This window comes from Mycobacterium lehmannii (assembly GCF_002245535.1).
Taxonomy (GTDB): domain Bacteria; phylum Actinomycetota; class Actinomycetes; order Mycobacteriales; family Mycobacteriaceae; genus Mycobacterium; species Mycobacterium lehmannii.
The window spans coordinates 58,756-76,264 of the sequence record NZ_NKCN01000019.1 but is presented as its reverse complement, the minus strand read 5'-3'; the positions used below and the strand labels follow the sequence as shown (position 1 = coordinate 76,264).

Annotated in this window: 19 protein-coding genes; 14 read left to right on the top strand and 5 right to left on the bottom strand. The window is 66.8% G+C overall.

What is annotated here, in order from left to right; all coding sequences use genetic code 11:
* The first annotated feature begins 33 nt into the window (after positions 1–33).
* A complete protein-coding gene (locus tag CEX87_RS19730) occupies positions 34–1,452 on the top strand; it encodes an APC family permease (protein ID WP_094288770.1) in 1,419 nt (472 codons plus the stop codon).
* Here the strand turns inward: CEX87_RS19730 and CEX87_RS19725 are convergent.
* On the bottom strand, positions 1,449–2,312 hold the full coding sequence (locus CEX87_RS19725; protein WP_094288768.1) for a DUF429 domain-containing protein: 864 nt from the start codon (positions 2,310–2,312) through the stop codon (positions 1,449–1,451). The genes CEX87_RS19730 and CEX87_RS19725 overlap by 4 nt on opposite strands.
* 40 nt (positions 2,313–2,352) lie before the next feature.
* On the opposite strand from CEX87_RS19725, the gene purB reads away from it, so the two are divergent.
* From purB to CEX87_RS19705, 4 genes are read left to right on the top strand one after another with little or no spacing between them, the layout of a single operon-like run.
* Positions 2,353–3,771: an adenylosuccinate lyase gene (gene purB, locus CEX87_RS19720; RefSeq protein WP_094288766.1), complete on the top strand. Its 1,419-nt coding sequence runs from the start codon at positions 2,353–2,355 to the stop codon at positions 3,769–3,771.
* Complete coding sequence (locus CEX87_RS19715; protein WP_198957262.1) at positions 3,768–4,985, top strand: cytochrome P450; 1,218 nt, start codon at positions 3,768–3,770, stop codon at positions 4,983–4,985. The genes purB and CEX87_RS19715 overlap by 4 nt, the downstream gene beginning before the upstream one ends.
* Positions 4,986–4,995: 10 nt before the next feature.
* Complete coding sequence (locus CEX87_RS19710) at positions 4,996–5,958, top strand: tellurite resistance/C4-dicarboxylate transporter family protein (RefSeq protein WP_269845551.1); 963 nt, start codon at positions 4,996–4,998, stop codon at positions 5,956–5,958.
* The gene (locus CEX87_RS19705) at positions 5,945–6,520 is read left to right on the top strand and encodes a DUF1707 SHOCT-like domain-containing protein (protein WP_094288762.1); all 576 of its coding nucleotides are present in this window, start codon (positions 5,945–5,947) and stop codon (positions 6,518–6,520) included. The genes CEX87_RS19710 and CEX87_RS19705 overlap by 14 nt, the downstream gene beginning before the upstream one ends.
* 3 nt (positions 6,521–6,523) lie before the next feature.
* Here CEX87_RS19705 and CEX87_RS19700 read toward each other — a convergent pair whose 3' ends face one another.
* Both CEX87_RS19700 and CEX87_RS19695 read right to left on the bottom strand, forming a co-directional pair.
* Positions 6,524–7,381, bottom strand: a complete 858-nt coding sequence (locus tag CEX87_RS19700; protein WP_094288760.1) for a type IV toxin-antitoxin system AbiEi family antitoxin domain-containing protein — start codon at positions 7,379–7,381, stop codon at positions 6,524–6,526.
* A gap of 110 nt (positions 7,382–7,491) precedes the next feature.
* Positions 7,492–8,109, bottom strand: a complete 618-nt coding sequence (locus CEX87_RS19695; RefSeq protein WP_064395203.1) for a hypothetical protein — start codon at positions 8,107–8,109, stop codon at positions 7,492–7,494.
* Positions 8,110–8,140: 31 nt separating this feature from the next.
* Between CEX87_RS19695 and CEX87_RS19690 the strand changes: the two genes are divergently transcribed.
* Both CEX87_RS19690 and CEX87_RS19685 read left to right on the top strand, forming a co-directional pair.
* On the top strand, positions 8,141–9,040 hold the full coding sequence (locus CEX87_RS19690) for a phosphoribosylaminoimidazolesuccinocarboxamide synthase (protein ID WP_064395204.1): 900 nt from the start codon (positions 8,141–8,143) through the stop codon (positions 9,038–9,040).
* 29 nt (positions 9,041–9,069) lie between these two features.
* A complete protein-coding gene (locus CEX87_RS19685) occupies positions 9,070–11,175 on the top strand; it encodes a S9 family peptidase (protein ID WP_094288812.1) in 2,106 nt (701 codons plus the stop codon).
* On the opposite strand, the gene CEX87_RS19680 is transcribed toward CEX87_RS19685, so the two are convergent.
* The gene (locus tag CEX87_RS19680) at positions 11,134–11,583 is read right to left on the bottom strand and encodes a DoxX family protein (protein ID WP_064395239.1); all 450 of its coding nucleotides are present in this window, start codon (positions 11,581–11,583) and stop codon (positions 11,134–11,136) included. The two genes, CEX87_RS19685 and CEX87_RS19680, sit on opposite strands and share 42 nt — an antisense overlap.
* An 83-nt stretch (positions 11,584–11,666) precedes the next feature.
* Between CEX87_RS19680 and CEX87_RS19675 the strand changes: the two genes are divergently transcribed.
* The 4 genes from CEX87_RS19675 to CEX87_RS19660 all read left to right on the top strand — a co-directional run bounded on the left by CEX87_RS19675 (position 11,667) and on the right by CEX87_RS19660 (position 15,167).
* On the top strand, positions 11,667–12,224 hold the full coding sequence (locus CEX87_RS19675; protein ID WP_064395205.1) for a TetR/AcrR family transcriptional regulator: 558 nt from the start codon (positions 11,667–11,669) through the stop codon (positions 12,222–12,224).
* Between the two features lie 9 nt (positions 12,225–12,233).
* Positions 12,234–12,731: a glutathione peroxidase gene (locus tag CEX87_RS19670; RefSeq protein WP_064395206.1), complete on the top strand. Its 498-nt coding sequence runs from the start codon at positions 12,234–12,236 to the stop codon at positions 12,729–12,731.
* Positions 12,732–12,800: 69 nt separating this feature from the next.
* Positions 12,801–13,505 (top strand): DUF2334 domain-containing protein, encoded by a 705-nt coding sequence (locus tag CEX87_RS19665; RefSeq protein ID WP_094288758.1) that lies wholly within the window; start codon positions 12,801–12,803, stop codon positions 13,503–13,505.
* Between the two features lie 24 nt (positions 13,506–13,529).
* Entirely contained in the window at positions 13,530–15,167 is a 1,638-nt protein-coding gene (locus CEX87_RS19660) for an FAD-binding dehydrogenase (protein WP_064425029.1), read from the top strand.
* A gap of 17 nt (positions 15,168–15,184) precedes the next feature.
* Here CEX87_RS19660 and CEX87_RS19655 read toward each other — a convergent pair whose 3' ends face one another.
* Positions 15,185–15,838 carry an MBL fold metallo-hydrolase gene (locus CEX87_RS19655; RefSeq protein WP_064395208.1) on the bottom strand — a complete coding sequence of 218 codons (654 nt, stop codon included), beginning with the start codon at positions 15,836–15,838 and terminating at the stop codon, positions 15,185–15,187.
* 46 nt (positions 15,839–15,884) lie between these two features.
* Between CEX87_RS19655 and CEX87_RS19650 the strand changes: the two genes are divergently transcribed.
* The 3 genes from CEX87_RS19650 to purQ are packed head-to-tail and all read left to right on the top strand — an operon-like array spanning position 15,885 to position 17,508.
* On the top strand, positions 15,885–16,562 hold the full coding sequence (locus CEX87_RS19650; protein WP_064395209.1) for a hypothetical protein: 678 nt from the start codon (positions 15,885–15,887) through the stop codon (positions 16,560–16,562).
* A 35-nt stretch (positions 16,563–16,597) separates the two neighbouring features.
* Positions 16,598–16,837 (top strand): phosphoribosylformylglycinamidine synthase subunit PurS, encoded by a 240-nt coding sequence (gene purS, locus CEX87_RS19645; protein ID WP_064395210.1) that lies wholly within the window; start codon positions 16,598–16,600, stop codon positions 16,835–16,837.
* The gene (purQ, locus tag CEX87_RS19640; protein ID WP_064395211.1) at positions 16,834–17,508 is read left to right on the top strand and encodes a phosphoribosylformylglycinamidine synthase subunit PurQ; all 675 of its coding nucleotides are present in this window, start codon (positions 16,834–16,836) and stop codon (positions 17,506–17,508) included. Before purS ends, purQ begins: the two co-directional genes overlap by 4 nt.
* Position 17,509 lies beyond the last annotated feature (1 nt).

The window sequence follows — 17,509 nt, the reverse complement described above, 5'->3', positions numbered from 1 at the left end:
GATGAGCGCTTGCGCGAAGAGCAAAGGGCAGCGATGAGTACGCCGACCGACACGCAACCGGAGCTTCGGCGGGTCATGGGTCCGGGGTTGTTGCTGCTGTTCATCGTCGGCGACATCCTCGGTACCGGTGTCTACGCGCTGACAGGTCAGGTTGCCGGGGAAGTGGGTGGGGCGGCGTGGTTGCCGTTCCTGCTCGCGTTCGCCATCGCCACTGTCACAGCGTTCTCCTATCTGGAGCTTGTCACCAAATACCCGCAAGCGGCGGGCGCAGCGTTGTACGCGCACAAGGCATTCGGGATCCAGTTCTTCACATTCCTGGTCGCGTTCGTGGTGATGTGTTCCGGTATCACGTCGGCCTCGACCGCATCACAGGCCTTCGCGGCCAACCTGATCGAGGGTTTCGGCCTGGATTGGGGTAAGGCGGGCGTCACGCTCATCGCCCTGAGCTTCATGGCCGTCCTCGCCGCGATCAACCTGCGCGGTGTCAGTGAGAGCGTCAAGCTCAACGTCGGCCTGACCATCATCGAGATCAGCGGTCTGCTGCTGGTGATCTTCGTAGGTCTGTGGGCCTTCACCCAGGCCGGCGACCACGACTTCTCGCGCATCGTGATGTTCGAAAACAGCGAGGACCGAAGCACATTCGTCGCGATCACCGCGGCGACATCGCTTGCTTTCTTCGCCATGGTCGGGTTCGAGGACTCGGTCAATATGGCCGAGGAGACCAAAGACCCCGTCCGGATTTTCCCGAAGGTCTTGTTGACCGGCCTGAGCATCGCGGGTGTCGTGTACATCCTGGTGTCGATCATCGCGGTGGCGATGGTGCCGATCGGCGAATTGAGGGCGAGCAGCACCCCACTGGTGAGCGTGGTCGAAGCCGCTGCACCGGGCCTTCCGATCGACGAGTTGTTCCCGTTCATCACGATGTTCGCAGTCTCGAACACCGCCTTGATCAACATGCTGATGGCCAGCCGGTTGATCTACGGCATGGCACGCCAGCATGTACTGCCGCCGGTTCTGGGCTCGGTGCACCGGACCCGGCACACCCCCTGGGTGGCAATCATTTTCACCACCATCATCGCGTTCGGGCTGATCTTCTACGTCTCGGCGTTCGCGAGCAGTAAGGCGCTCTCGGTGCTCGGCGGCACCACATCGCTGCTGCTGTTGGCGGTGTTCGCGACGGTCAACGTCGCGGTGTTGGTCCTGCGTCGCGATGTCCCCAGAGACGACAGGCACTTCCGAACACCCACGGTCCTGCCCATCATCGGATTCATCACGTCGGTGTATTTGGTGACGCCCCTGTCGGGCCGCCCGGGCACGCAGTATCTGCTGGGCGGGATCCTGGTGGTGACCGGAATCGTGCTCTTCCTCATCACCATGGTGATCAACAGGCGACTCGGCATCAAGGACGCGGGCATCAACGATCCGACTCAGCTCGCGCAGTCCCCGGACTAACCGCCCAACTGCCTGCGGATCTCGGTGAGTTCGCGTTGGGCTCGCTCGATCAGTTGTTGAACCTGCTCCAGGCGTGGTAACACGTCGCCGCGCTCGTGGTTGGCCGCCGCACGGGCTCGGGGAGCGGGCGTCAGCCCTGGCGGGAGTGCGGGTGTGACTATGTAGCCGCCTTCGCGGTCGCCGTAGATCGTGACGTCCTCGCGCCGCCGCTCGAAAAACAGCGCGACATAAGCGCAGAGCACCGCGTCGACGGGATCCTCACAAGCGTTCAGCTGGAAGGCTCGATCACTGGCCTCGATCCTCTTGCGAAGTTCGAGCCAGGCGGGGCTGCTGCGCACGCGAAGCCGCGGCGTCGCGTCGTTCAACCCCTCGATCAGCCCCACCATCCTCAGCAACTCGTCCTTGCGCTTGGCGACATCCTTGGCGCGCCGTTTGTACTTGAGCGTCTTGCCGAGTTTGAACAGTGGGATCGTCGCCGCGTGCGGATAGACCTCGATCGCGCGACGGTCGCCGCGCGACAGCGGGTCGGGGTCCAGACCGAGGCGTTGGCAGAGCACCTCGGCGCGGGGCGGATCGAAGAGACGGTTGCCCGTGTTCGCCGGCTGTGCGGTCGCCTCGAACGGCGCGAAGTCCCGGTTGTAGAGCGACTCGCCGAGCCGATACCCGCTGGGGTTGTTCACGATGAGAGGCGCGTCGATGCCCACGATGCATGGGCCGTCGACAAACGGCGCGAGAGCCGCTTCGATGTCGTCGTCGCTGACCGCCGCGCCCACCTGCACAAGCCGTCCGTCGTCGTCGAGGACTGCCACCCCGGATTGGTTTCCCTCCGCCCACGCGAGATCGAGCCCAACGAAGTACATGGGACCAGCCTGCACTACCCGGGTCGTAAGCTGAGTGTTTGTGACGATCCCCAACGTGCTGGCCAATCGGTACGCCAGCGAGGACATGGTGGCGATCTGGTCACCGCAAGCCAAGGTCGTCGCGGAGCGCCGGCTGTGGCTGGCGGTGCTTCGCGCCCAGGCCGAACTGGGCGTCGATGTGCCCTCCGGCGTGGTCGACGACTACGAGCGGGTGCTCGAACAGGTCGATCTCGGATCGATCGCCGCCCGCGAGCGCGTTTTGCGCCACGACGTCAAGGCGCGCATCGAGGAGTTCAACGCGCTGGCCGGCCACGAGCACGTGCACAAGGGCATGACAAGTCGCGACTTGACCGAGAACGTCGAGCAACTCCAGATCCGGCGCTCGCTGGAACTGGTGCATTCCCACGGAGTGGCGGTGGTGGCCCGGCTGGCCGAGCGCGCCGTGCTGTACCGCGACCTGGTGATGGCCGGCCGCAGCCACAACGTTGCGGCACAAGCCACCACACTGGGCAAGCGGTTTGCCTCCGGGGCAGAGGAGCTGCTGATCGCACTGCAGCGCCTGCGCTCGTTGATCGACCGCTACCCGCTGCGCGGTGTGAAGGGTCCGATGGGCACCGCCCAGGACATGCTCGACCTGTTCGGCGGCGACGCCTCGCGGCTGGCCGAGCTCGAGCGGCGCGTCGCCGAATTCCTGGGCTTCACCGAGATTTTCACCAGTGTCGGGCAGGTGTATCCGCGCTCGCTGGACCACGACGTCGTCTCCGCGCTGGTGCAGGTGGGCGCCGGACCGTCGTCGCTGGCGCAGACCATTCGGCTGATGGCCGGCCACGAACTGGTCACCGAGGGCTTCGCACCCGGACAGGTGGGTTCCTCGGCGATGCCGCACAAGATGAACACGCGCTCGTGTGAACGGGTGAACGGATTGCAGGTGGTGCTGCGCGGCTACGGCTCCATGGCGGCCGAACTGGCTGGCGCGCAATGGAATGAGGGCGACGTGTTCTGCTCGGTGGTGCGCCGCGTGGCGCTGCCGGATGCGTTCTTCGCTGTCGACGGACAGATCGAGACGTTCCTGACGGTGCTCGACGAGTTCGGCGCCTATCCCGCGGTGATTCAGCGCGAACTGGATCGCTACCTGCCGTTCCTGGCGACGACGCGGATCCTCATCGCCGCCGTCCGGGCCGGGGTGGGCCGCGAAACCGCGCACGAGGTCATCAAGGAGCACGCCGTCGCGGTGGCGTTGGCCATGCGGGAGAAGGGTCAGGAACCCGATCTGCTGGATCGGTTGGCGGCCGATTCGCGGCTGCCGCTGGACCGGCCGGCGCTCGATGCGGCGCTGGCCGACAAGCAGGTGTTCACCGGCGCGGCAGGCGATCAGGTGGACCGTGTGGTTGCGGCCGTCGACGAGTTGGTGAGCCGCTATCCCGAAGCGGCCAAATACACTTCGGGTGCCATCTTGTGACCCTGGGAGGGATCGACTTCACCGATCTGGACAACTTCGCGAACGGTTTTCCGCACGAACTGTTCGCGTTGCATCGGCGCGAGGCCCCGGTGTACTGGCACGAGCCGACCGAGCACACGCCCGACGGCGAGGGATTCTGGTCCGTGGCCACCTACGCCGAAACGCTTGCGGTGTTTCGTGATCCGCAGACCTTCTCGTCGGTGACCGGCGGCTCCCGGCCCTACGGCGGCACGCTGCTGCAGGATCTGGCGATCGCCGGTCAGGTGCTCAACATGATGGACGACCCGCGGCATTCGCAGATCCGGCGGCTGGTCAGCTCCGGCCTGACGCCGCGGATGATCCGCAGGGTCGAAGACGATCTTCGCTCGCGGGCGCGACGCCTGCTGGATTGCGTCTCGCCTGGCGAGCCCTTTGACTTCCTGGTCGACGTGGCGGCCGAGTTGCCGATGCAGATGATCTGCATCCTGCTGGGAGTGCCGGAGTCTGAACGACATTGGCTGTTTCACGCCATCGAGCCGCAGTTCGACTTCGGAGGATCGCGGAAAGCTTCTGTCGGACAGTTGACCGCCGAAGAAGCGGGTTCGCGGATGTACACCTACGGACAGGAGTTGATCGCCGCCAAGCGCGCCTCGCCGACCGACGACATGTTGTCGGTGGTCGCGAACGCGTCGGTGGACGACGGTGCGCTATCCGACCTGGAACTTTATCTGTTCTTCAGCCTGTTGTTCAGTGCGGGTGCCGAGACGACACGCAACGCGGTGGCGGGCGGCCTGCTGGCGTTGATCGAGAACCCCGACTCGCTGGCAGCGCTGCGCGACGATTCCGCGTTGCTGGGTTCGGCGGTCGAGGAGATGGTGCGCTGGTCGTCGCCCTCACCGTCCAAGCGGCGCACCGCAGCTCGCGACGTGACGTTGGGCGGATGCGAGATCGCAGCCGGGCAGAAGGTGCAGATCTGGGAGGGTTCGGCCAATCGCGACGATGCGGTGTTCACCGAACCCGACGTGTTCGACATCGCCCGTAAGCCCAATCCGCACCTGGGCTTCGGCCAGGGTGTGCACTACTGTCTGGGCGCGAACCTGGCGCGGCTCGAGCTACGCGTGTTGTTCGAGGAGTTGCTGCCCCGCTTCTCCGAAGCTCGTCTGGTCAAACCCGTCGAATGGACGCGGAGCAATCGGCACACCGGTATCCGCCATCTGGTAGTCGAGTTGCGGTGAGCGGCTGGCGGTGAGGCCCGACGCGTTCGCGTTCGTGATGGCGACCGGTATCGTCTCCATCGCCGCGGTCGACCACGGTTTGACATACGTCAGTGGCGCTCTGGCCGTGCTGGCCGTTCTTGCGTTGCTGGTTCTGGTTGCGGCAGCCGTGGTTTCGTGGCTTCGGCAGCCGCCCGATTTGTCTGACCTCGATGTGACGATCGGCTTGTTCACGTTCGTCGCGGCGTGTGCGGTGCTCGACAACCGGTTGATGGCGAACTCGGCGATCATGTGGGCTCTGGCCGTCCCCGCCGCGCTGGTGTGGTCGGTCTTGGTCGTCTTGACAGCGCGCAACTTCGCGAGTCGGTCTTGGACGGAACTGCAGGGACGAGCGCGTGGGGCGTGGGAACTGTGCAGCGTCGGCTCGTCCGGTTTGGCGATCGTCGCGGTCGCCCTTGCGCACGACACGGGGTGGCATGCCTTACTGCTGATCGCCGTCGCGATATGGATCGTTGCCCTCGCGATTTACGGGGTCATGACCGCGCTGATCCTGGCGCGTGCGTTCGCTGCGCGTCTGGATCCCGGTGGATTCGAGCCCGACGCGTGGATATTGATGGGTGGGCTCGCGATCGCGACGTTGGCGGGCGACCACATCCATCGCGCAGGCATCGACGCCGTTCTTGGGGTGACCGTCGCGACGTGGTGTCTGGCGTCGGCATGGATCCCGCCGCTCGTGTACTTCGCTGTGCGGCACCTCGGACGGCCGGATGCCCGGCGATTCGCCGGCGTGTGGTGGGCGATGGTCTTCCCGCTGGGCATGTACTCGGCGGCCAGCCACGCCATGGCGGTAGAGACCGGATGGCATGGCCTACCGACGATTTCGCTGGTGTTCTTCTGGATAGCGTTTGCTGCGTGGATCGCTGTCTCGATCGCCGGAGTGCTGCGAGTGAGCGCGCGGTTCCGCCCCCTACCCTCGGGGCATGGACATCGATGACGCGAACGTGCGGATTTCCGACGCCGACCGCGATCATGTGAGGCAATTGCTCGAACGGGCAGTCGGCCAAGGCATGCTCACGCTCGATGAGTTCAGCGAGCGGATCGACGCCGTGCTTGCCGCGCGGACCCGCGGAGAGCTGCGCAAGGTGATCGCCGACCTGCCCTCGACGGATGCGATGCAGCCCGTTGCGGGCGGAGGCGAACAGCTGCGCGGCCGGATGTCGTCGATCTCGCGACGCGGACCGTGGACTGTACCTGCGCGCGTCGACCTCAACACCCGAATGTGCGACACCACGCTCGACTTCACCGCCGCGACATTGCAGAGCCCGACCGTCGTCCTGGACATCGACGACTACTTCAGCTCGACCGAGTTGATCCTGCCCGACGGCGCCACCGCCGACCTCAACGGCGTCGAGACATTCGCAGGCAGCACCACTCTCAAGGTGCCGCACGGTCCGCCCTCGCAAAGGCTGCATCTCGTGGCGCGCGGCCGGGTGCGATTCGGGTCTGTGACTGCGCGCTATCCGTTCGGTCACACGTTACGGCGCATGTTGGGATGAGGGTCATTGACCGGTCGCGGCGGCCACCTCGGCGATCACCCGCTCGGGATAAGCCGTCAAGTCAAGCCAGGTGAAACGCAACACTTTCCAGTCCAAGAGCGCGATCACGTTCTGCCGATTGCGGTCGATCTGGAATGCCTCGCTGTCGGTGTGGAACGCCCAACCGTCGACCTCGATCGCCAACTTCGCTCGGATGAATGCCACGTCGACCTTGTAGCCGCCGACGGGATAGTTCGTCCTCCATCCGGTGAATCCGGCGTCGCGCAGGAGCTTCACCAGGAGTCGTTCGGCTTCGGAACGCGCACCGTCTTCGGCCGCACGAAGCAGTCGCCGTGCTGCCGGTGAACCGTGTCTGCCCTTGTTGCGCAGATGCGCGCGCCACAGTTGGGCGAGCTCGAGGTGACGCTGCAGGGCGGCGTCCATCAGTTTCGGTCCGCCGCCGCGTCGGACCGCGGCTTCGATCACGGTCAGCGGCATCGCGGTGACCCGCAGCCCCGCCCGCTCGACGACGTCACGGGGCGACAGATCGCGCCGCCGCAGCCGCGTGCCGGACCTCGGTCGGTAGTTGCTCACCCGCGGAACCGTGATCTCGACTTTGTCTGGGGCGAACCGGGTGATCCCGTGCCACCATGCCGCCGCCAATCCGCTGGCTGTCGCTCGCGGACCGAGAGACCACACCGCAGCCCTGATACGTGCGGAGTCGGTGAAGGTTCGGTCATTGGCGAAGAACACCCCGGGCGAACACCGAAGCCAATGGCCCGATCGCACACGCCGATTTACCGCGTGCCTGCTGAGGCCGCACTGTCGAGCCTGCGCCAGCGTGATCACACCGTCGTGCTGCCGAAGATGGTCGTCGAGCATGTTCCAGTTCGACGCGTCGGCGGCTCCGGACGGTTCCCTCGGAACGATTTGTGCACATCCGGGAGCGGTGAGCGCTCCTCGATGTGCACAAATCGCGGCGGCGGAGCCGGTTAGAGGTGGCGGGCGACGCCTGACGAGCGCAACTCCAGCGCCGCGAGGCCGCGGATCGCGTCTGCGTCGTGCAGGCGCCACGCCTCGACGGGATCGGCGTGCACGGCGACCAGCTTGGCCAGCGGCCGGTTGGCCAGCGCTCGCAGCGCCAACAGCTGCTCACCGGCGGGGGTGCGGGCCAGCGTGATCGCGGTCCACTTGCGGCGGAAGAAACGCAGCCGAAGGTACAGCCACGGCATCGCGACGAACAGGATCGGCGGTGCGGCCACCGCCAGCGCCAGTACCCACGCCAACCACGACGCCGTGGTGTCGAGGCTGTGACCGGCGCCTGCGATGTCGAGTGCTGCCTCGCTGGCCGCGCGCAACGGCTTGCTGAGCGCGTCGCCGATCAGCGGGAAGTCGTCGGTGCGCTCGCCGGCCGCGTCGAGGTTGTCGGCGACGCCGTTGGCGCCGGTCTCGACCTGGCGACCCACCGCCGCGATCGTGGAGACCGCCGAATGCACGGCCATGCCGACCAGCACCCACACCGTGGTCCAGGCGACCACCACGAAGTCACTGACGAGCTGGGCCAAGATCCGCGTCGGCGTGGTGGCATAGGGGATAAACCGCGAAGTCATGGAACTAGATGCTGCCCGATAGGCTGGCCCGATGCGCCCCGCTCTGTCCGACTACGAACATCTGGCCAGCGGCAAGGTTCGCGAACTGTATCGCGTGGACGACGAGACGCTGCTCTTCGTGGCCAGCGACCGCATCTCCGCCTACGACTACGTCCTCGACTCGCTGATCCCCGACAAGGGCCGCATCCTGACGGCGATGAGCGTGTTCTTCTTCGACCTGCTGAGCCGGACCGCTGGCACGCCCAATCACCTCGCCGGTCCACCCGACGACGAGCGCATTCCCGCCGACGTGCTCGGCCGCGCGCTGGTCGTACAGGAGCTCGAGATGTTGCCGGTGGAGGCGGTGGCCCGCGGCTACCTCACCGGCTCCGGGCTCATCGACTATCAGAAGACGGGGGCGGTATGCGGTATCCCGCTTCCCGCCGGGCTGGTCGAGGCCAGCAGGTTCGACGAGCCGCTGTTCACCCCTGCGACCAAAGCCGAACTGGGACAACATGACGAGAACATCTCGTTCGACGACGTGGTCAAGCTGATCGGTCAGCAGCGGGCCGAACAACTGCGCGATCGGACATTGGAGACATACCGCCGCGGCGCCGAGCATGCCTTGACCACGGGAATCATCGTCGCCGACACCAAGTTCGAGTTCGGCGTGGACGAGGACGGTGAACTGCGACTGGCCGACGAGGTGTTCACCCCCGACTCGAGCAGGTACTGGCGAGCCGATGACTGGAAAGAAGGCGTCGTGCAGAACAGCTTCGACAAGCAGTTCGTCCGCAACTGGCTCACCTCTGAAGAGTCGGGGTGGGACCGCAGCGGTGATACACCTCCGCCGCCACTGCCGCCGGACGTCGTCGAATCCACTCGCGCCCGCTACATCGAGGCCTACGAACGCATTTCGGGTCTGAAGTTCGACGACTGGATCGGTGCATGAGCGACGCTTGCGGAGCGAATCAACAGATGATGAAGCCGCCGGTGGCCAAGCGCGTCGACACCCGGCGTGAGCATCACGGCGACGTGTTCCTCGATCGCTACGAGTGGCTGCGCGACAAGACCAGCCCCGAGGTGATCGCGCATCTGGAGGCGGAGAACGCCTACACCGAGCATGTCACCGAGCACCTTGCGCCCCTGCGACAGGCCATCTTCGACGAGATCAAGGCCCGCACCAAGGAGACCGACCTCTCTGTGCCGACCAGGCGCGACGCGTGGTGGTACTACGGCCGCAGCTTCGAGGGCAAGCAGTACAGCGTGCACTGCCGTTGCCCAGTCGCCGATCTCGACGACTGGACACCTCCGGTGCTCGACGAGAACACCGAGATCCCCGGCGAACAGGTACTGCTGGACGAGAACGTCGAGGCCGAAGGCCACGAGTTCTTCTCGCTCGGCGCCGCCTCGGTGAGCCTGGACGGCAACATCCTCGCCTATTCGGTCGACCTCAAAGGCGACGAGCGGTACACGCTGCGGTTCAAGGACTTACGCACCGGTGAACTCTATGAGGACACCATCGCCGGTATCGGTCCGGGGGCGACGTGGGCGGCCGACAACCGCACGCTCTACTACTCGACCCTCGACGAGGCATGGCGCCCGGACACCATCTGGCGACACCGCCTCGGCTCGGGCCGGCCCGCGCAGAAGGTCTACAACGAACCCGACGAACGGTACTGGCTCGGTGTCGGGCGCACCCGCAGCGACAAATACGTCATCATCGCCGCCGGCAGCGCCGTCACCTCCGAGGTGCGCTACGCCGACGCGACCGACCCGGAGGCCGAATTCACGATCGTGTGGCCGCGCCGCGACTTCGTCGAGTACTCCGTCGAGCACGCCGTCGTGGGCGGCGAGGACCGGTTTCTCATCCTGCACAACGACGGTGCCGAGAACTTCACCCTGGTCGAGGTGCCAGTCGGCGACCCCACTGCGGTGCGTACCCTGATCGAACACCGCGCCGACGTCCGCCTCGACTCCGTGGACGCCTTCGAAAAGCACCTCGTCGTCAGTTACCGCAGTGAGGCGCTGCCGAGGATTCAGCTCTGGCCCCTCCATCCCGGCGGCGAATACGGCAGTCCCGAAGACTTCACCTTCGAATCCGAGCTGACGTCGGCGGGACTGAGCGCCAACCCCAATTGGAGCGCACCCAAACTGCGCATCGGTTCCACCTCCTACACCACCCCGGTGCGCATCTACGACGTCGACCTGGCCACCGGCGAACGGACACTGCTGCGCGAACAGCCCGTGCTCGGCGACTACCGGCCCGAAGACTATGTGGAGCGGCGTGATTGGGCGACCGCGCCGGACGGTGTGCGGATACCGATCTCGATCGTGCACAAGATCGGCCTGCAGTATCCGGCGCCCACGCTGCTGTACGGCTACGGCGCCTATGAGGCCTGCGAAGATCCGCGGTTCTCCATCGCGCGACTGTCGTTGCTGGACCGCGGGATGGTGTTCGCGGTCGCGCATGTCCGAGGTGGCGGCGAACTCGGCCGGCCATGGTATGAGCACGGCAAGATGCTCGAGAAGAAGAACAGCTTCACCGACTTCATCGCCGCCGCGCAGCATCTCGTGCAGACCGATGTCACCCGGCCGCAGAACCTGGTGGCCTACGGGGGCAGCGCGGGCGGTCTACTCGTCGGCGCCGTGGCCAACATGGCTCCGCAGCTGTTCGCGGGCGTCCTCGCGGTGGTGCCGTTCGTCGACCCGCTCACCACGATCCTCGACCCGTCGCTGCCGCTGACGGTCACCGAGTGGGACGAGTGGGGAAACCCGTTGGAGAACAAGGACGTCTACGAGTACATGAAGTCCTACTCGCCCTACGAGAACATCGAGGCGAGGAACTACCCGCGCATACTTGCCATGACGTCGCTCAACGACACCCGGGTGTACTACGTCGAACCGGCGAAATGGGTTGCCGCGCTTCGCCATGCCAAGACCGACAGTCATCCCGTGCTGCTGAAGACGGAGATGAATGCCGGCCATGGCGGTATCAGCGGGCGATACGAACGCTGGAAGGAAACCGCCTTCCAGTACGCGTGGCTACTGGACGCTGCCCAGGCCGATCACGAGCGCCGCCCCTAGAAACACGATCTGCTCGGCGGTGCGCAGGTCCAGCCGCGTCGTCATCGACTTCGGCGGGTCGGGCATCCGTGCCGCGTGGACGTTGGCCGGGAACATCGCGATCATCAGCACGAAAAGGCCGACCGCTGCGGCGGCGCGGGTGGGCGGGTAGAGCAGACCCACCGCGCCGACGAGTTCGAGCACACCGGTGACAGTGACCAGCAGCGCCGGGGCGGGCAGCCGCGGCGGAACGATCGCGATCATGTCGCGGCGCAGCGGGTTGACGAAGTGCGCGACCCCGGTGAGCGCGAACATCGCGGCCAATCCGACGGCGATCGCCGATGGCCAGCCGTCGACGTAGTCCACGCCCGACAAGCCGACCAGCCGGGCGCCGAGCGTCCCGAGTATCAGCGTGACGAGTACAGCCATGACGAACTCCAATCTTGACAGTGACTAGTTGCGAACGTAGGTAACAATCTAGCCAGTGTCAAGATTTCGGTTATGATGGCCGCATGAGCAGGGCGTCCTACCACCACGGCGATCTGAAGGCGGTCATCCTCGCCGAGGCGGCGAGCCTGGTCGCCGAGCGCGGCGCCGACGGAATCTCGCTGCGAGAGCTCGCACGGGTCGCGGGGGTGTCGCATGCCGCGCCGGCGCACCACTTCACCGACCGGCGCGGCCTGTTCACCGCGCTGGCCGCACAGGGCTGGCGCAAGCTGGCCGTTGCGCTCGGTGAGGCAGAGCCGGAATTCATCGATGCCGCACTGGCGTACGTGCAGTTCGCACTCGACCATCCCGGGCACTACGCGGTGATGTTCGACCGCTCGCTCGTCGACCCGGGCGACGCGGAGTTGAAATCGGCCCGGGACGCGGCGGGTGCGCAACTGAGGCAGGGTGTCGGCACTCTCGACGATCCGCGCGCCGCAGAGGACCCTGCGGCGGCGGCGCTCGCGGCCTGGTCACTGGTGCACGGCTTTTCGCTGTTGTGGCTCAACAAGGCGATCGACGCCGAGGGTGATCCGATAGCGACCGTGCACCGGGTCGCGGGCATGCTGTTCGAGACCGGGTAACGTGCGGGCATGCCCCAGACACCGCTGACCGATATCGCTGTGACCACCCTCGACGGCCGCGACACCACGCTCGGCGAATTGGCCGACGGCGCCGCGCTGGTGGTCAACGTCGCCTCCAAATGCGGTCTGACTCCGCAGTACACCGCGCTCGAACAGTTGGCCAAGGACTACCGCGACCGCGGGCTGACCGTGATCGGCGTGCCGTGCAACCAGTTCATGGGCCAGGAGCCCGGTTCGGCCGAGGAAATTCAGCAGTTCTGCTCGACGACGTACGGCGTGACGTTCCCCTTGCTGGCCAAGACCGACGTCAACGGCGCCGACCGGCACCCGCTGTACGCCGAGCTGACGAAGACGCCCGACGACAGCGGTGAGGCCGGCGACATCCAGTGGAACTTCGAGAAGTTTCTGCTGGCGCCGGGCGGAACGGTCGTCAAGCGGTTCCGGCCGCGCACCGAACCCGACGCCCCCGAGGTCATCACGGCGATCGAGGATGTCCTGCCGCGATAGCGCCCGATGGTCACCTGCCGTCAGCGTGTGGTAAACCGTTGCGACACCTGAGGTTGCCACACTGGCGGCGTGGCAGGACAGCTGATCGTCTCCCTCTCCGGTATCAGCGATCGTACGATCCCCGACGTCGCGGACTTCTGCGCCCAACTGGACGCCCGGGGCGTGCCGGTCTCGTTGCTGGTGGCGCCCAGGATCAAGGGCGGCTACCGGCTTGAAGAGGACGCCGCCACGGTGGACTGGCTCGCCGCCCGGCGGGACTCCGGTGACGCCATCGTGTTGCACGGCTTCGACGAGGCCGCAACCAAGAAGCGCCGCGGCGAGTTCGCGACGCTGCCCGCACACGAGGCCGGCCTGCGGCTGATGGCCGCCGACCGCGTGATGGAGCATATGGGTTTGCGTACCCGGCTGTTCGCGGCGCCGGGATGGACCGTATCCGATGGCACCGCGCTAATGCTGCTGCGCAAGGGATTTCGACTTCTCGCCGGGCTGACCGACATCGCCGACCTGGTCCGCGGGACGGCCGTGCGGTCGCGCGTGCTCGGTATCGGTGAAGGCTTCCTGCGCGAACCATGGTGGTGCCGCACGCTGGTGCTGTCGGCCGAGCGGACGGCCCGGCGAGGCGGAATCGTTCGAGTCGCCGTCACCGCCCGGCACTTGCGCAGGCCGGGCATCAGACACGCGATGCTCGACGCCGTCGACCTCGCACTCATGCACCGATGCGCGCCCGATGTCTACAAGTGGCGTCCGGACGCCGCAATGACTGCCGCCGCTTAGCACCCGCCCGCTAACGTGGCGGCCATGGCAGATGCTGACGTCATCGTCGTCGGAGCCGGGCTGGCGGGTCTGGTGGCGGCCTGCGAGTTGGTCGAGCGTGGCCGCCGCGTACTGATCGTCGACCAGGAGAACGCCAACAACATCGGCGGCCAGGCGTACTGGTCGTTCGGCGGGCTGTTCTTCGTCGACAGCCCGGAGCAGCGGCGGCTGGGTATCCGCGACAGCCACGAGTTGGCGCTTCAAGACTGGCTCGGCTCGGCGGGCTTCGACCGGCCGGAGGACCACTGGCCGCGCCAATGGGCGCACGCCTACGTCGATTTCGCCGCCGGCGAGAAACGCGGCTGGCTGCGCGAACGTGGCCTGCAGACGTTCCCGCTCGTCGGGTGGGCCGAGCGCGGCGGATATGACGCGCGCGGACACGGCAACTCGGTGCCGCGATTCCACATCACCTGGGGCACCGGCCCCGCGATCGTCGACATCTTCGCTCGTCGGCTGACCGGGCGGGTCCGGTACGCGCACCGGCACAAAGTCGACGAGCTCATCGTCTCCCACGGTGCCGTCGTCGGCGTTCGCGGAACGGTGCTCGAACCCTCCGACGCGCCCCGCGGCGTGGCCAGCTCCCGAGAACCGGTCGGACAGTTCGAATTTCGTGCCCAAGCGGTGATCGTCGCCAGCGGCGGTATCGGCGGCAACCACGACCTGGTGCGGCAGAACTGGCCCAAGCGGATGGGCCGCGTACCCGAACAACTGCTGTCCGGTGTGCCCGCACACGTCGACGGGCGCATGATCGGGATCACCAGGGCGGCCGGGGCGCGGGTGATCAACAGCGACCGCATGTGGCACTACACCGAGGGCATCACCAACTACGACCCGATCTGGCCGCTGCACGGGATCCGTATCCTGCCCGGGCCGTCGTCACTGTGGTTGGACGCCAACGGCAACCGGCTGCCGTCGCCGTTGTATCCCGGCTTCGACACGCTCGGCACGCTCGAACACATCGCGCAGACCGGCCAGGACTACACCTGGTTCATCCTCAACGCCCGCATCATCGCCAAGGAGTTCGCGCTGTCGGGTCAGGAACAGAACCCCGACCTCACCGGCCGCAGCATCCGCGACGTGTTGGCGCGGGTCCGTGCCGGGGCGCCCGCGCCGGTGCAGGCGTTCGTCGACCGTGGCGTCGACTTCGTCAGCGCCGACTCGCTGCGCGGTCTGGTGTCGGCGATGAACGACGTCCCCGATGTGCTGCCGCTGGACTACGCGACCGTCGAGGCCGAGGTCACCGCCCGCGACCGCGAGGTGGCCAACAAGTTCACCAAGGACACGCAGATCGCCTCGATCCGCGTGGCACGCAACTACCTCGGCGACCGCGTCAGCCGCGTCGTGGCACCGCACCGGTTGACCGATCCCAAGGCGGGGCCGCTGATCGCGGTGAAGTTGCACATCCTCACGCGAAAGTCGTTGGGCGGATTGGAAACCGATCTCGACGCGCGCGTGCTCAAGCCCGACGGCAACGTGTTCGACGGCCTGTTCGCCGCCGGAGAGGCGGCGGGCTTCGGCGGTGGCGGGGTGCACGGTTATCGGTCGCTGGAGGGCACGTTTCTCGGCGGCTGTGTGTTCTCCGGGCGTGCGGCCGGCCGCGCGGCCGCACGCGACACGGCCTGACTTCGAAGAACCGCGACTCAGAATTGCGTGCCGTCCTCGGGTTCGAGCACCTGGAAATCGGTGTCGGTCATCTCGGTGAGCCGGCTGTAGAAGATCCCGCGGGCGCTCGGATCGATGATGCCTTGATGGATGGGCACCGCATGCGTCGGCGCCACCTCGCGCAGGTAATCGACCGCTTCGGAGATCTTCATCCAGGGCGCGGCCGCGGGGGTGGCGAGCACGTCGACCGGTTCGCCTGGCGCGTACAAGGCGTCACCGGGATGCATGAGCCGGGCGCGATGGGTCCCGTCGTCGACGAGGTAGGAGATGTTGTCGATGACCGGCAACTCCGGGTGGATCACCGCGTGCTTGCCGCCGACGCCCCGCACGGTCAGGTGGTCGATGGAAAGGACGTCGCCGACGTTGACCGCGCGCCAGGGGTCGCCGAGTTGCGCGGCGGTCTGCGGATCGGCGTACAAGGCGGCCTGCGGGTTGGCGTCGAGCAGGGCCGGCAGCCGCTCGGTGTCGGCGTGGTCGGGATGCTGATGGGTGACCAGGATCGCCGACAGGCCGGTGATGCCCTCGAATCCGTGCGAAAAGACGCCGGGGTCGAACAGGATCGTCGCTTCGTCGCCGGAATCGCTCTTGAAATTGGCCAGTAAGCATGAATGTCCGAAGTGGGTCAATTGCATGCCTATATTGTGGCGGCGCCGGCCGTGTTCAGGGGGTAGTTGAGTCGTGCGATTGCTGCTTGCAGTGGCCCTCGCCGCGTTCGGCGTGGCGTTGACGGTCGCCCCTGTGCCCGGTCCACCCGCGCGGGCGGTCCCCGGCGTGTGCCCGCCGATCTGCGATGCGATCCCGGATGTGGCATGGCCCGTCCCCAGCGCGCTGCCGCTGGCCTCGGTGTACCGGTGGCCGGGGCTGGCCGGGCTGGCGGTCACCGCGCCCGCGCCGCGATTTCTGTTCGAGGAACTCTGCGCCAGCCCGCCCGTGCCTGCCGACCCGCGCGACTACGTCGTGGCTGCCAGGGCGCAAGTGACCAATCCCGCTGGTCAGTGGCAGTTGCGGGCGCAGGTGCTGCACTGGCGCGGGGACGTCGCGCACAACGGACCCCTCACCCGCTCGGTGCTCGGCTCGGCGCAGTTGCGGCTGCGGACCTGCCAGTTGACGGCGCCTCTGGTGTCGCCGTCGATCACCACCGCCGATCCTGAGCGGCTCGCCGCGGTGATCAGCGTCTCGGGGCAGAAGGTGGTGCACCAGTACCTGCTGGCCCATCCCACCAGCGGCAGCCTCGTCGAACTCGCACTGTGGTCGACGTTGCCCCTGCAGGTGCCATGGCCACCGGTGCCCGACGCGCAAGTGCTCGACGCGCTGGCCGCCCCGTTGTGCGAGGCGTATCTCGGTTCGTGCCGGTGAGTCGCGCGCGGCGGAACCGCCGGTACAGTTGACGCGTGGCAAGGGTGGTGGTGCACGTGATGCCCAAGGCCGAGATCCTCGACCCGCAGGGGCAGGCGATCGTCGGCGCATTGGGCCGGCTGGGGTTCAACGGCGTCTCAGATGTTCGGCAGGGCAAGCGTTTTGAGCTCGAGGTCGACGACAGTATCGACGACGGGACCCTGGCCGAGATCGCGGAATCGCTGCTGGCGAACACCGTGATCGAGGACTGGTCGGTCAGCAGGGAGCAATCATGACGGCACGTGTGGGCGTCATCACATTTCCGGGCACCCTCGACGACGTCGACGCCGCACGCGCCGTTCGGTTGGCAGGCGCAGAGCCCGTTTCGCTGTGGCACGCCGACGCCGATTTGAAGGGCGTTGACGCCGTGGTGGTGCCCGGCGGGTTCTCCTACGGGGACTATCTGCGCGCCGGAGCGATCGCGAAGTTCGCACCGGTGATGGGCGAGGTCATCCGGGCCGCCGATGGCGGCATGCCGGTTCTGGGGATCTGCAACGGTTTTCAGGTGCTGTGCGAGTCCGGCCTGTTGCCGGGCGCGTTGACCCGCAACGTCGGGCTGCACTTCGTCTGCCGCGACATCTGGTTGGAAGTGGCGTCGAACTCCTCGGCGTGGACATCGCGGTACGAGGCCGGCGCCGACGTGCTGATTCCGCTGAAGTCCGGCGAGGGCCGGTACGTGGCCAGCGACAAGGTGCTCGACGAGCTCGAGGGCGAAGGCCGCGTGGTGTTCCGGTACCGCGAAAACCCCAACGGCTCACAGCGCAACATCGCAGGCATCAGCTCGGCCAACGGACGCGTCGTGGGTCTGATGCCGCACCCCGAACACGCCACCGAGGCGCTGACCGGACCGTCCGACGACGGGCTGGGCCTTTTCTACAGCGCACTCGACGGCGTCCTCAGCGCGTAGG

Excerpts from the sequence above, each read along its gene's own strand:
- CEX87_RS19660 (WP_064425029.1), top strand. The coding sequence starts at position 13,530 with ATGGCAGATGCTGACGTCATCGTCGTCGGAGCCGGGCTGGCGGGTCTG.
- CEX87_RS19675 (WP_064395205.1), top strand. The coding sequence starts at position 11,667 with ATGAGCAGGGCGTCCTACCACCACGGCGATCTGAAGGCGGTCATCCTC.
- CEX87_RS19725 (WP_094288768.1), bottom strand. The coding sequence starts at position 2,312 with ATGTACTTCGTTGGGCTCGATCTCGCGTGGGCGGAGGGAAACCAATCC.
- CEX87_RS19705 (WP_094288762.1), top strand. The coding sequence starts at position 5,945 with ATGGACATCGATGACGCGAACGTGCGGATTTCCGACGCCGACCGCGAT.
- CEX87_RS19685 (WP_094288812.1), top strand. The coding sequence starts at position 9,070 with ATGAAGCCGCCGGTGGCCAAGCGCGTCGACACCCGGCGTGAGCATCAC.
- CEX87_RS19730 (WP_094288770.1), top strand. The coding sequence starts at position 34 with ATGAGTACGCCGACCGACACGCAACCGGAGCTTCGGCGGGTCATGGGT.
- CEX87_RS19680 (WP_064395239.1), bottom strand. The coding sequence starts at position 11,583 with ATGGCTGTACTCGTCACGCTGATACTCGGGACGCTCGGCGCCCGGCTG.
- CEX87_RS19690 (WP_064395204.1), top strand. The coding sequence starts at position 8,141 with ATGCGCCCCGCTCTGTCCGACTACGAACATCTGGCCAGCGGCAAGGTT.
- CEX87_RS19700 (WP_094288760.1), bottom strand. The coding sequence starts at position 7,381 with ATGCTCGACGACCATCTTCGGCAGCACGACGGTGTGATCACGCTGGCG.
- purQ (WP_064395211.1), top strand. The coding sequence starts at position 16,834 with ATGACGGCACGTGTGGGCGTCATCACATTTCCGGGCACCCTCGACGAC.
- CEX87_RS19670 (WP_064395206.1), top strand. The coding sequence starts at position 12,234 with ATGCCCCAGACACCGCTGACCGATATCGCTGTGACCACCCTCGACGGC.
- CEX87_RS19695 (WP_064395203.1), bottom strand. The coding sequence starts at position 8,109 with ATGACTTCGCGGTTTATCCCCTATGCCACCACGCCGACGCGGATCTTG.
- CEX87_RS19655 (WP_064395208.1), bottom strand. The coding sequence starts at position 15,838 with ATGCAATTGACCCACTTCGGACATTCATGCTTACTGGCCAATTTCAAG.